This window comes from Streptomyces sp. NPDC051963 (assembly GCF_044593495.1).
Taxonomy (GTDB): Bacteria; Actinomycetota; Actinomycetes; order Streptomycetales; family Streptomycetaceae; genus Streptomyces.
Genome location: NZ_JBIUCC010000006.1, coordinates 252,296 through 265,440, shown reverse-complemented (window position 1 = coordinate 265,440; position 13,145 = coordinate 252,296). Strand labels below are relative to the sequence as shown.

12 protein-coding genes are annotated in these 13,145 nt (G+C 71.2%); 11 read left to right on the top strand and 1 reads right to left on the bottom strand.

Translation table 11 applies throughout. The annotated features are described in order from the left end of the window. The first annotated feature begins 73 nt into the window (after positions 1–73). The 10 genes from ACIHFB_RS25710 (at position 74) to ACIHFB_RS25665 (ending at position 10,710) form a co-directional block, all read left to right on the top strand. The gene (locus tag ACIHFB_RS25710) at positions 74–529 is read left to right on the top strand and encodes a PaaI family thioesterase (protein ID WP_365281894.1); all 456 of its coding nucleotides are present in this window, start codon (positions 74–76) and stop codon (positions 527–529) included. Further along, positions 526–1,506 (top strand): MBL fold metallo-hydrolase, encoded by a 981-nt coding sequence (locus tag ACIHFB_RS25705; protein WP_400128031.1) that lies wholly within the window; start codon positions 526–528, stop codon positions 1,504–1,506. The genes ACIHFB_RS25710 and ACIHFB_RS25705 overlap by 4 nt, the downstream gene beginning before the upstream one ends. Before the next feature lie 239 nt (positions 1,507–1,745). Next, complete coding sequence (locus ACIHFB_RS25700) at positions 1,746–2,765, top strand: LacI family DNA-binding transcriptional regulator (RefSeq protein WP_365281892.1); 1,020 nt, start codon at positions 1,746–1,748, stop codon at positions 2,763–2,765. Further along, positions 2,762–3,766: a 2-hydroxyacid dehydrogenase gene (locus ACIHFB_RS25695; RefSeq protein ID WP_400128030.1), complete on the top strand. Its 1,005-nt coding sequence runs from the start codon at positions 2,762–2,764 to the stop codon at positions 3,764–3,766. Before ACIHFB_RS25700 ends, ACIHFB_RS25695 begins: the two co-directional genes overlap by 4 nt. After that, positions 3,763–4,986, top strand: a complete 1,224-nt coding sequence (manD, locus tag ACIHFB_RS25690; protein ID WP_400128029.1) for a D-mannonate dehydratase ManD — start codon at positions 3,763–3,765, stop codon at positions 4,984–4,986. The genes ACIHFB_RS25695 and manD overlap by 4 nt, the downstream gene beginning before the upstream one ends. Positions 4,987–4,994: 8 nt before the next feature. Further along, positions 4,995–6,515: a mannitol dehydrogenase family protein gene (locus ACIHFB_RS25685; protein ID WP_400128028.1), complete on the top strand. Its 1,521-nt coding sequence runs from the start codon at positions 4,995–4,997 to the stop codon at positions 6,513–6,515. Between the two features lie 36 nt (positions 6,516–6,551). Further along, a complete protein-coding gene (locus ACIHFB_RS25680) occupies positions 6,552–7,595 on the top strand; it encodes an NAD(P)-dependent alcohol dehydrogenase (protein WP_400128027.1) in 1,044 nt (347 codons plus the stop codon). 111 nt (positions 7,596–7,706) lie between these two features. Then, entirely contained in the window at positions 7,707–9,101 is a 1,395-nt protein-coding gene (locus ACIHFB_RS25675) for an MFS transporter (protein ID WP_400128026.1), read from the top strand. Beyond that, complete coding sequence (locus tag ACIHFB_RS25670) at positions 9,098–9,757, top strand: bifunctional 4-hydroxy-2-oxoglutarate aldolase/2-dehydro-3-deoxy-phosphogluconate aldolase (RefSeq protein WP_400128025.1); 660 nt, start codon at positions 9,098–9,100, stop codon at positions 9,755–9,757. Before ACIHFB_RS25675 ends, ACIHFB_RS25670 begins: the two co-directional genes overlap by 4 nt. Then, complete coding sequence (locus tag ACIHFB_RS25665; RefSeq protein WP_400128024.1) at positions 9,754–10,710, top strand: sugar kinase; 957 nt, start codon at positions 9,754–9,756, stop codon at positions 10,708–10,710. Before ACIHFB_RS25670 ends, ACIHFB_RS25665 begins: the two co-directional genes overlap by 4 nt. Before the next feature lie 402 nt (positions 10,711–11,112). On the opposite strand, the gene ACIHFB_RS25660 is transcribed toward ACIHFB_RS25665, so the two are convergent. Continuing rightward, a complete protein-coding gene (locus tag ACIHFB_RS25660; protein WP_400128023.1) occupies positions 11,113–12,000 on the bottom strand; it encodes an SDR family NAD(P)-dependent oxidoreductase in 888 nt (295 codons plus the stop codon). 68 nt (positions 12,001–12,068) lie between these two features. Between ACIHFB_RS25660 and ACIHFB_RS25655 the strand changes: the two genes are divergently transcribed. Next, positions 12,069–12,749, top strand: a complete 681-nt coding sequence (locus tag ACIHFB_RS25655; RefSeq protein ID WP_365281882.1) for a TetR family transcriptional regulator — start codon at positions 12,069–12,071, stop codon at positions 12,747–12,749. Positions 12,750–13,145 lie beyond the last annotated feature (396 nt).

Genomic DNA, 13,145 nt, shown 5'->3' with positions numbered 1-13,145 from the left:
GAACGCCTGGCCTGTTGACGAACTCGCCCCGCTCACCGTTCAGACACTGTGATGTCCATGCGAAGGAGAGCACGTGGAAGACCAGAAGCAGCAAGACCAGGCGAGCCCCGAGGTGCAGCAGCGCATCCGGGCGAGCTTCGACCGCCAGGGACTGATGAGTCACCTCGGCGCGCGTGTGGCCCATATCGGTCCCGGCCGCGTGCACATCGTGCTCCCCAGTCGGCCCGAAGTCACCCAGCAGCACGGCTACTTCCACGCCGGTGCCACCAGTGCCATCGCGGACAGTGCCGGCGGCTATGCGGCCTTCACGCTGTTCCCCGAGAACACCGAGGTGCTCACCGTCGAGTACAAGATCAACCTCCTCGCGCCCGCCGTCGGCGACCACATTGAGGCGGTCGGAACCGTCCTGAAGTCCGGACGCACCCTGACCGTCTGCCAGTTGGAGGTGTTCGGCGTGCAGGACGGGCGGCGGAAACTCGTCGCCAACGGGCAGCAGACGCTGATCCGTGTGAACAGGCCCGAACAGTGAGTGAGGAGCCGCTGCCGTCTTGGGTGAGCTGGCTGCAAAGGCCGTTCCCCGACGCCAACCTCCTGCTGCTGCACGGGCGGCAGCCGGCCCTGGTCGACAGCGGGTTCGTCGGCCACGCCGAACAGACGGCCGACTGGGCCCGCGCCCACGCCGGACCCATCGACCTGGTCGTGAACACCCACTGGCACTCCGACCATGTCGGTGGCAACGCCCTGTTGCAGGCGAGCGGTGCCGGCATCGCGGCCGGTGCCCCGGAAGCCGAGGCGATCGCCCGCAGGGACCCCGGCTGCTGCGCGGCCGAGTACCTCGACCAACCGGTCGCGCCGTACACGGTCGATGTACCGCTCGACGACGGGCAGATCCTCCGCCTTGGAGATACGGACTGGCAGGTCATCTGCACGCCCGGCCACACTCCGGGCCACCTCGCGTTGTGGCAGCCGGATGAGCGCTTGCTCGTGGTCGGGGACGCACTGTCGGACTACGACGTCGGCTGGGTCAACCTCGCCCTCGACGGCCACGATGCAGCCGTCACCGCACTCGCCTCCCTGAAGAGGCTGGTCTCTCTCGACCCCCGGGTGCTGCTGCCCTCGCACGGTCCGATCCCCGCCGACACCGGCACGGCGTTCACCACCGCACTGCGCCGCGCGCAGCGCCTCGTCGACGACCCGGACGGAGCCGTCTGGTACGGCGCGCGGCGGATCTTCGCCTTCGCCCTGATGATCCGCGACGGGCTACCGGCCGACGAGATCGAGCCCTACCTGCATGCGCGGGACTGGCTCACCGATGCGGCACGGCTGCTGGGCAGGACTCCCGAGGAACTCGCCGCCGAACTGGTTGCCTCGATGCTCCGCAGCGGCGCGGTCGTCCTGCGCGACGGACGCCTGCAAGCCGGCGCCGAGCACACGCCGATCGCCGCGGAATCTCTGGCGGTCCCCTTTCCCCGCGAGTGGCCGGCGGCGACCGCTGGAGATCTTTGACGGGGAGAACGCAGTTGAGTTTGCGATACGTGGTCACGAGGCCGTGGTGCCCGCGGGGCTGAAGGCGCCGGCCGCCGAGGGCTGCCACCTCGTGGTGGTCAGTCACCTGTGCGCCACGCGCCGGTCCCAAGTCACCTCGGGAACTCACCTCACGGCAAGCATTGACAAGGTTGCGCAAGCTTGCCGAGTATGGGTAACGCAGAGTTCGTGCAGCGGTAACTGCGGAACGGAGTGGCAGCGTGGCCCCCACCTTGACCGACGTCGCGAAGCGCGCCAACGTGGCGCTTTCCACGGCCTCCCGGGCGTTCAGCGACCCCCAGCGACTGGGGCCGGAAACCTTGCGCAAGGTTCTGGAGGTTGCGCAAGAGCTGGGCTACGAGCCACCGCCCCCACCGCGTCCCGCCGAGTTGCCGTCGGACACCGCCACCGTGGCCGTGATCGTGCCGGACATCGCCAACCCGGTCTTCGGTGCCTTCGTGAAGGCCGCGCAGAGCCAGGGATGGCACAGCGGGCAGACCATCGTGCTCGCCGACACCGACTTCGACCCCGACCGGGAGCGGGCGGTGATCACGCAGCTGCGAGCCAGGTCCGCCGGGCTCGTCGTGTGCTCGCCGCGGCTCGACGCCGAGGACGTCCTCGACCTCTGCGGCGACACCCCCGTCGTCCTGGTCAACCGCGAGACCACCACCGCGGACTGCGTCCTCGCCGACGCCGGTGACGGCCTGCGCCAGACCGTCGAGTACCTGGCGGCGCTGGGCCACCGGCACCTCGCCTACGTCCAGGGATCCCAGCACTCGTGGTCCAACAGTCACCGCGTCGACCTCGCCCGTGCCCAGGCCGAGCGGGTCGGCCTGGAGCTTGAGGTGCTCGGCTGGCAGTCCGAGACCGTGGCCGGCGGCACCGCCGCGGCGGCCGGCGTGATCGCGTCCGGCGCCTCCGCCGTCATCGCGCACAACGACCTCGTCGCCCTCGGCGTGATCGCCGGAGCGCGGCAGCTCGGGGTGCGTGTCCCGGACGACCTCAGCGTGGTCGGTATCGACGACATGCCGCTCGCCGCGACCGCGTACCCCGCGCTGAGCACCATCGCGGTTCCCATGGACCGGGCCGGGGCGCTCAGCCTGGAGATGCTCTCCCATGCGATTGCCGACGAGCACCGTGAGCCGCGTACCCTGCGGCTGCCCACCCAGCTCGTGGTCCGCGGCTCCACCGGACCGGTCGCGACGACCCGCACGCCTCCCGTCACCCGGGAGCACGCGTGACACACCCTGACAGCACTCTGAACGTCGTCGTCGCCGACCCCAATCTGGCCCCCCTGCGCGAGCAGTTCGAGGCCGATCTGCCCAGCCGGACCACCGTGAGCTGGCCCGCCCCCGCGGACACCGCCTCCGTCGTCGACGCCCTTCGCGACGCCGACGTGCTGGTGTCGGGGGTGTGCTCGCCCGAGATGGCGGCGGCCGGCAAGGGGCTGCGCCTGGTGCACGCCGCCGGTGCCGGTATCGACAAGATCGACGTCGCGGCGCTGCCCCCGGGCACCCTCGTCGCCAACACCTTCCACCACGAGGACTCGATCGCCGAGTACGTCGTGGCCGCCACGGTCCTGCTGCGGCGCGGATTCCTGCGTCAGGACGCGGCGTTGCGGCGCGACACCTGGGACTCGCCCGCCTACTCGTCCGGCACGCCGTGGCCCGACGCGCTGGCGGACACCACGATCGGCTTCGTCGGGTTCGGGCACATCGGCGCACGCACCTGGCAACGTTTCCGGGCGTTCGGCGCCCGGGGCGTGGCCGTCACCCGACGCGGTGACGTCGACGCGGTCGCCGAGAAGCTGGTGTGGGCGGGGCGCGTCGACGACCTGGACGCACTCCTGGACACCGCGGACGTGGTCGTGGTCTCGGTACCGCTCTCCGAGCGGACCACCGGGCTGATCGGCGCGCCGGAACTGGCCCGCATGGGCGAGTCGGCCGTCCTGGTCAACGTCGGCCGCGGCCCGGTCGTCGACGAGGACGCGCTGTACGCCGCCCTGCGCGACGGCGTGATCGGGGGCGCCGCGATCGACGTCTGGTACGACTACCCGGCCTCGGGCAACACGGGGGCGCCGAGCCGTCACGCCTTCCACGAGCTGCCCAACGTGCTGATGACACCGCACTCCTCGGGGCTCACCCGGCAGACCTTCGCCCGCCGGATGTCCGACATCACAGCCAACATCCGCCGGCTGGCAGCCGGCGAGGGGCTGCACAACGTTGTGGAGAGGGTCCGATGAGCAAGCACGACACCATCGTCTCGGCGGACGTCATCGTGACCAGCCCGGGACGCAACTTCGTCACCCTCAAGATCACCACCGCCGAGGGGCTGGTCGGCTGGGGCGACGCCACCCTCAACGGCCGCGAACTCTCCGTCGCCTCCTACCTCCGCGACCACGTCGCCCCGCTGCTGATCGGCCGAGACCCGGCCCGTATCGAGGACACCTGGCAGTACCTGTACCGCGGGGTGTACTGGCGGCGCGGCCCGGTCACCATGACCTCCATCGGCGCCGTCGACCTCGCCCTGTGGGACATCAAGGGCAAGGCCACCGACCAGCCCGTCTACCAACTCCTCGGCGGCGCCGTCCGCGACCGGGTCCTCACCTACACCCACGCCACCGGCTGGGACGTCCCGCAGCTGCTCGACTCCCTCGACGCCCAGCGCGAGCGCGGCTTCCAGGCCATCCGGGCCCAGACAGGTGTGCCCGGCCTGGACATCGTCTACGGCGTCGGCAGTCCGGACGCCGGATACGAGCCGGCCGGCCGCGGCGCCGCCCCCGTCGAGGAGGTCTGGGACACCGCCGCCTATCTGCGGCACGCCCCCGGCGCGCTGGCCGCGGCCCGTGAGCACGTCGGTCCCGAGGTGAAGCTCCTCCACGACGCCCACCACCGCCTCACCCCGAACGAGGCCGCACGCCTGGGCCGTGCCCTGGAGGACGTCGACCTCTTCTGGCTGGAGGACGTCACCCCGGCCGAGAACCAGGAAGTGCTGCGCCACGTACGCCGGCACACCACGACACCGCTGGCGATCGGCGAGGTCTTCAACACCGTCTGGGAATGCCAGACGCTCATCACCGAGCAGCTGATCGACTACGTACGCACCTGCGTCACGCACGCCGGCGGCATCAGTCATCTGCGCCGCATCGCCGCCCTGGCGGAGGTCTGGCAGGTGAAGCTCGGCCCGCACGGCCCCTCCGACGTCTCACCCGTCGCGCTGGCCGCGTCCCTGCACGTCGGCCTCGCCACGCCCAACTTCGCCATCCAGGAGTACATGGGCTACGAGCCGCTGGTCCACGAGGTGTTCCGGCACGAGTGGAGCTACGCCGACGGGCATCTGCACCCCGGCGACGCCCCCGGCCTCGGCGTCGACGTCGACGAGGCCCTGGCCGCCCGGTATCCGTACGAACCCGCCTACCTGCCCGTGGCCCGCCGCCGCGACGGCTCGATGACGGACTGGTGACCGCCGAGATGACGACCACGGACCTTCCCACCCTCAACTCCCGTACGGTGACGGGCTCTTCGCTCCTGCACCGGCGCACGCTCGCCGACACCGGCATCGTGCACCTGGGACTCGGCAACTTCCACCGCGCCCACCAGGCCGTCTACACCGCGGCCGCCCTCGACCACACCGACGGCCCCTGGGGGATCCTCGGAGTGGCGAGCCGCTCGGCGACCGTGGCCGACGCGCTGCGGGCCCAGGACTTCCGCTACGGCGTGGTCGAGATCTCGCCGACGGAATCCCGCGTCACGATTCCCGCCGTGCACACCGGAGCTCTGGTGGCCACCCAGCAGCCGGACGCCGTCCTCGACGCCGTCGCCGCCCCGGCCACCAGGATCGTCTCGCTCACCGTCACCGAGCACGGCTACACCTTCTCGCCGCGCACCGGGCACCTCGACACTGACCACGACGGCGTACGGTCCGACCTGCGCGGCGACACACCGCCGCGGACCACGATCGGCCTGATCGTACGAGGCCTTCAGCGCCGCCTGCGCTCGCACGCCACGCCCGTCACCGTGCTCAGCTGCGACAACCTGGCCGGCAACGGAGAGCAGACCGCGCGCCTGGTACGGGAGTTCGCCGAGGCACTGCCGGCCGCCGAGCGCGACGAACTCCTCCCGTGGCTGGCCGACGCCGTGACGTTCCCGAACACCATGGTCGACCGGATCGTCCCGGCCACCACCGACGCGTACCGCCGAACGGTCGCCGACCGGCTCGGCCTGCGGGACGAAGTCCCCGTGGCCGCCGAGCCGTTCACCATGTGGGTCCTGGAGGACCGCTTCGCCGCAGGACGGCCCGGCTGGGAGCACGGCGGCGCGCTGTTCACCGAGGATGTCGAGCCGTACGAGCTGCTCAAACTGCGACTGCTGAACGGCACCCACTCGCTCATCGCCTACCTCGGCGCGCTCGACGGCCGGGCCACCATCCCGGACGCGATCGCCCGGCCCGTCGTCGCCGAGGCCGCGCGCCGCGTCCTGCACGACGACTACCTGCCCAGCCTCACCGTCCCCGCCGGCCTCGACCTCGACGCCTACGTGGCACAGCTCTTCGACCGCTGGGCCAACACGGCCCTCGGCCACCGCACCCAGCAGGTCGGCTCGGACGGCTCCGTCAAGCTGCGCCAGCGGGTGCCGGACCCGGCGCTCAGGCAGCTGCGCGGCGGACGGATGCCCCACCATCTCGCGCTGACCGTCGCCGCGTACCTGTGCTGCATGGCGCCCCCAATCGGCTTCGATGCCGGTCCGCACGCCGCCGCGATGGCGGACCCGGCCCGCGAGGGGCTGCGGCGGACAGCCGAACGCACCACGTCCGTACGGGACTTCGTCACCGCCGTCATCAACGGCGGCCTGCTCGGCGACCGGCTCGCCGAGCACCCCCAATTCACCGAGCGGGTCGCCGAGTTCATCGGCATCCTCGCCCGGCACGGCACGGACGCGGCGGCGGGCGCCGCGGCCGAGGCCGCCGACTCGGAGCCGCTGCTGGCGGCCTGAGTTCCAACCCAACCCCTCTCACAAGGATGTGAGACCGTGTCAGTTCCCAGAACACCCACCACGACCAGAGCCGCCGTACTGCACGGCCCGGACGACCTCCGCATCGAAGAGGTCCCCCTGCGCACCCTCGGCCCCGACGAAGTGCTCGTCGAGATCGACGCCGTGGGCATCTGCGGCTCCGACATGCACTACTTCGCGAGCGGCCGCAACGGCCAGAACGTGCTCCGACAGCCGACCGTCCTCGGTCATGAAGCATCCGGTGTCGTCACTGCGGCCGGCCCCCAGGCCGGTGTCGAGGCCGGTACCCCGGTCGCGATCGAACCCGCCGTCGGCTGCGGCACCTGCCAGACCTGCCGTTCGGGCCGCTACAACCTCTGTCCGCACGGCACCTGTCTGGGCTCACCGCCGACACATGGAGTCCTCGCCGGACACGTCGTCGTCCCCGCCCGGGCCGTCCATCCCCTGCCGGACGGGGTTCCGCTGGAGCTCGGTTCACTGATCGAGCCGTTGGCGGTCGCGGTCTGGGCCGTGCGACGGGCCGAAGTCACCTTCGGACACCGGGTGTTGATCACCGGAGCAGGACCGATCGGCATCCTCGTGGCCCAGGTGGCGCGGGCCGCGGGAGCGGCCGAGGTGATCGTCACCGATGTGAACGACGCCCGGCTCGCCCAGGCCCGCAAGCTCGGCGCCACGGCGGTGGTCAACACCGCCGCACAGGACCTCGAACTCACCGGCATGGACCGGCTGTTGGAGTGCTCGGCCCACCCCGCCGCACTCTGGCAGGGGCTTCGCACCCTGAAGCCCGCCGCACGCGCCACCGTCGTCGGACAGGCCGCTCCCGCCGTCGACGGACTGCCACTCGCGCACCTCCAGCGGTGGGAGATCGACCTCGTCACCGCCTTCCGCTACGCCCACGCGTTCCCCACCGCGCTGGCCCTGGCGGCCGACGGCCGGGTGGACCTCTCGTCCGTCCTCACGGGCCGCTTTCCCCTCGACCGTGCCACCGACGCCCTGCGCGCGCCGGTCACGGACCCGACGCACCTGAAGGTCGTCGTCCGGCCGCACGGCACCGCTGCCTGAACATCCAAAGCCGACAGCCGCGTTGAGGCGGCCCGGCAGTTCGCCGCACCCTTCCGTACCGCTTTGCCCTTCTTTCGTCCCCGATCCATCCCATTCAAGGAGGCATGGCTGATGGACACGTCCACCGGACCCATAGCAAGCGACTCCGCACCCCCCGCCCCCGCCACGGACACCCCCGCCAACCCGGAAGCCATCCGCCGCGCCGCGTGGGCCGGCCTCGTCGGCACGGCGCTCGAACAGTACGACTTCGTCATCTACGGCACCGCGTCCGCCCTGGTCTTCGGCGACCTGTTCTTCCCCAACGCCACGCCGGCGGTCGCCCTCCTGGCCAGCTTCGCCGCCTACGCCGTCGGGTTCGCCGCCCGACCCCTCGGCGGCCTGTTCTTCTCCCGTTACGGCGACCGGCTCGGCCGCAAATGGGTCCTGGTCACCACGCTCTTCCTGATGGGCGTCTCGACGTTCGCCATCGGACTGCTGCCGACGTACTCCCAAGTCGGCCTGCTCGCCCCGGCGTTGCTCGTCCTGTGCCGCTTCTTCCAGGGCTTCGGAGCCGGCGCCGAACAGTCCGGCGGCGCGACCCTGCTCACCGAGACGGCGGTGGTCGGACGGCGCGGGAGGCTCGCCTCGCTCGTCATGACCGGCGCCGCCCTGGGCACCGTACTGGGCGCCCTCGCCTGGATCCTCGCCCAGACGCTGTCCGAGGAAGCCCTGATGGCCTGGGGCTGGCGGGTCGTCTTCGCCAGCAGCCTGGTCGTCACCGTCGTGGCCGTCCTCATCCGGCGCAGGCTCAGCGAGAGCCCGGTCTTCCAGGAGCTCAAGAAGCAGCACGAGAAGCCCAAGTCGCCCGTGAAGGAGGTCTTCCAGCACGGCCGCAAGCCCATGCTCCTGGTGCTCTTCATGAACGTCGGCATCAGCGCGCAGTCGTACACCTACCAGGTCTTCATGGCCTCGTACCTGGTCTCCACGGTCGGCGTCGACTCCTCGTTCGTGCCCAAGGTGCTGATGATCGGGGCGACCTGCGGCGGTATCGCGGCGATCGGATTCGGCATCCTCTCGGACCGCGTCGGACGCAGGCCCGTGTACATGGCGATCCTGGCCGCCCTCGTGCTGCTGCCCGGACCGACCTTCATCGCGCTGAACACCGGGTCGCCGTACGCCATCACCGTGGCGATCATCCTCGGCTTCGTCCTGGCCGGACAGGGCGCGGTCGGCGTGCAGATGAGCTACTTCCCCGAACTGTTCGGCAGCCGCTACCGCTACGCCGGCGTCACCCTGGGCCGGGAGTTCTCCTCGGTGCTGGGCGGCGGTGTCGCCCCGCTGATCTGCGCCTCCCTGCTCACCGCGTTCTCCGGTTCATGGGTGCCGGTCGCCGCCTACATGACTCTGATGATGATCATCAGCCTGGTCGCGGCCCGGATGGCGCCGGAGACCCGCGACCGGGACCTCACCCTCCTCAACGATGCGACGGCCCCGCCGAAGCCCATGCCCGAAAAGAGCACCTCGTGACCCACACCCTCTCCGCCCAGCGGACCGAACCCGCCGACGCGCTGCTGCGCACGGGAGTCGTGGCCGTGCTGCGCGCCGACACCCCCGAGCATCTGCTGCCCGCGGCCCGGACCCTGGCCGACGCCGGACTCGTCTGCCTCGAACTCACCCTCACCACCCCCGGCGCCCTCGACGAGCTGGAGCGGCTGCGCAAGGACCTCGGCGAGGCCGCGGACCTCGGCATGGGCAGCGTGCGGTCCGCCGAGGAGGCCCGGCGCAGCCTGGACGCGGGAGCTGGCTTCCTCGTCTCGCCCGGCTTCCGTGGCGATGTGGTGGCCGTGGCCCGGCAGGCCGGTGTCCCGGTCTATCCGGCCGGGCTCACCCCGACCGAGCTGGCCATGGCCTGGGACGCCGGGGCGACGGCGGTCAAGCTGTTCCCCGCTTCGACCGTCGGCCCCGCGCACCTGAAGGCGTTCACCGATCCCTACCCCGACGTGCGCGTGATGCCCAGCGGCGGCATCGGCGTCGACGACGTCGGGACCTGGATACGGGCCGGTGCCCTGGCCGTCGGACTCGGTGGCGCGCTGTCCGGCGACGCGCTGGCCGGAGGCGACCTCGGGGCACTCGCCGCCCGTGCCAGGCGTGCCCTCGACGCCGTCGTCGAGGCCCGCTCATGAGCGGCGGCGGGGTCGTCACCCTCGGCGAGACGATGGGCCTGCTCGCCGCCACGACCGTCGGGCATCTGCAACACGTGCCCCACATGGCGCTCGGCATCGGAGGAGCCGAGAGCAACGTGGCGATCGCGCTGTCCCGGCTCGGCACCCCGGTGAGCTGGATCGGCCGGCTCGGCGCGGACTCCGTCGGCGACCGCGTCGTACGCGAACTCACCGCGGAAGGCGTTGACGTGCACGCCGTACGGGACTCGGACGCGCCGACCGGTCTGATGCTCAAGGAGCGGCTGCCGGGTGGGGCGGTGAAGGTCTGGTACTACCGCGCGCAGGGGGCGGGTGCCCGGCTGGCTACGGCGGACGTCGACGACGCACTCGTCGCCGGCGCCGGGCTGCTCCACGTCACCGGCATCACTCCGGCCCTCGGTGCGACCGCTGCCGCGGCGGTGTTCCACGCCGTGGACGTCGCTCGTGAGGCGGGGGTGAAGGTGTCGGTCGACGTGAACTACCGGTCCGCACTGTGGTCGCCCGAGGCGGCGGCACCCGTCCTGCGCAGGCTGGTCGAGCGGGCCGACATCGTCTTCGCGGGCGACGACGAGGCCGCCCTCGTGCTGGGCCGCGAGCGTAGCGACGACCCCGAGGAACTGGCCACGGCAATGACCGACCTCGGCCCCGCCGGTGCCGTGATCAAACTCGGCGCCGAGGGGGCCGCGGCCCTCGTGGACGGCGTCCACCACCGGCAGGCCGCCGTCCCGGTCCAGGTCGTCGATCCGGTCGGCGCGGGTGACGCCTTCGTCGGCGCGTACCTCAGCGAGCTGATGGCTGGCGCCGACGTCAAACGGTGCCTCGACACCGCCGCCCTCGCGGGCGCCCTGCTGTGCACGGTCCCCGGGGATTGGGAGGCCATGCCGACACGGGCCGTACTCGACGGCTGGACAGGGGTTACGGACGTTCAGCGGTGATCCGGGTCGTGACCGTCCCCGGGCGGGCGGCGACCACGACCAGGACGACCACACGGACCGGCCGGCGTCGCCCGCACCTCCGTAGGGAGGGCCCAGAGATCGGGCGCGGTAGCGGGTCGCTCGTCGCCGGCGTACTGTGCCTAGGGCTGTTCGTGTGGATCGAGACCCGGGTCGACCAGCCCCTGCTGCCGATGCGGGTCGTGCGCGACCGGAACCGGGGCGCCGCCTGTCTGATGGTCGCGATCGGCGGCATCTGAATGCTCGGCGCCTTCCAGTTCCTCGCCTACCACCTGCAGCAAGTGCTCGCTCTCACACCGCTCATGACCGGACTTGCGTGCCTGCACATGGTCCTGTCACTGGTGGGCATGGCGATTGTCACCGGCAGCGTTCTGCTGCCAGGCCCTAGTCGGCCGTGTTCTCGGTCGGCAACTCCACGGGGTACGGCTCGCCGAAGTCGGCTGAGCGGCTGACCTTCTCCCACGCGGTCGCCTCGGACAATTGGCGGCGTGAGTAGTCGAGGGACATGGTCACTGCGTTCACGCCCAGCAGGAGATGGCTGGGTACCCGGCCGCCCCGGACGGTGCGCACGATGATCTCGGCGGCGCGCTGGGGGTCCCCGGCCGCCCCGGCCGTGTTCTGGCGGATCAGCCGGTTCATCGCGCCCACGGTCACGTCGTAGGCGTCGGGTACCGGGTGGACCGTCATGGAGGAGCCGGACCAGTCGGTGGCGAAACCGCTTGGTTCGACGACCATGACGCGTACGCCGAACGGTGCGGTCTCCACTGCGAGGACGCGGCTGAAGCCGTCCACTGCGAACTTGGCCGCTTGGTAGGAGGCGATTCCCGGCGAACCTCCGACGCGCCCGCCGACCGACGAGAACTGTACGACCGTGCTCGATGCCTGCCGGCGCAGGGCGGGCAGCGCGGCCTTCGTGACGTTGTAGACGCCCCAGAAGTTCGTCTCGAACTGGGCGCGGAAGTCGTCGTCGTCCGTCGTCTCGATGGGGGACACGTTCGCGTAGCCGGCGTTGTTCACGAGCACGTCAATGCGCCCGAAGTGGGCGAGTGCCGCTCGGACGCCTTCGTGAGCCGCGTCCGGGTTGGTGACGTCCAGGGCGAGCGGGAGGATGCGGTCGCCGTACTCCTTGAATTCCTCCGCGAGGTCTTCGGGGTGGCGAGCGGTGGCTGCGACGCGGTCGCCGCCTTCAAGGACGGCGCCGACCAGGGCGCGGCCGAAGCCGCGGGACGAGCCGGTGATGAACCAGACCTGTTCTTTCATGTCGGTACTCATGTATTTAGTGAAACACCGTTGCGCTAATAACGCAACGACGTTGCCTTACGTGCTCCTATGATGTCTGCATGACTGAGCCCGTCTTCCAGCGAGCCCGCAGCGTCGAGGCCAAGCAGGCGCGCGAAGCGGCGATCCTGGACGCGGCCCGTGTGCTCGGGCGGCGGCGCGGCATCCGCGACGTCACGCTCACCGACATCGCCGCGGAAGTCGGCATGCACAAGTCCGCGCTGCTGCGCTACTTCGAGACGCGGGAGCAGATCTTCCTCAAGCTCACCGCGGAAGGATGGCGGGAGTGGTCCGCCGCGCTGTGCGGTGATCTCGCGGGCAGGGAGCGCGCCACCCCCGAAGAGGTTGCCTCGGTCATCGCCGCCACGTTGGCGGCGCGCCCCATGTTCTGCGACCTGCTCGCGCAGGCGCCCATGAACCTCGAACGCAACGTGTCCATCGACTCGGTGCGTGATTTCAAGCTGGTGACACTCGCCGAGGTCGAGCGGATCGGGGACGAGTTGCGGCGGCTGCTCGGACTGGGTGAGCTGCAGGGCGTCGACACCGTCGCAGCTGCGACCAGCATGGCCGGGGCCCTGTGGCAGATGGCCACTCCCGGCCCGCAACTTCGGGAGCTCTACGAAAGCGACCCGCGGCTCGGCCACGCCGTCGTCGAGGTGGAGCCCCGCCTGCGACGCGTCCTCAGCGCTCTTCTTGTCGGGGTCGGCATCGGATCGTCCGTGGCCCGAGGCGGGGTCCTGTGATCTACGGGCGCCGTTCGACACCTGCATGCCCTTGTCGGCACCGGCACGGTCAAGGATCGACGCGCGGGATGGCCGGTGACGATCAGGCGGAAGGTGCCTGCTCAGGCCGTCGACGCGGCGCTGGTCGCCCTCGCCGCCTTTGACGCGTGGGGGGAGCGCGGACGGGCTCACCGCCACCGAACTGGCCTGGGCCGCGGCCGACCAGCACCCCGCCACCGACTGCCCGCCCTGTGCCCGGCCTCCTCAGCAACACCCTCACCTGACACCGTGCCGGCTGCCCTGACCACCGGATTCGCGGATGCCGCACCCCCCCACCCGGCGGGGATACACCCGCCGGTCAGGGGCTGTCGGAGCCGGCGTCGGGTCGGCGAGCGTGGATGGTGCGCGCAACTGGTG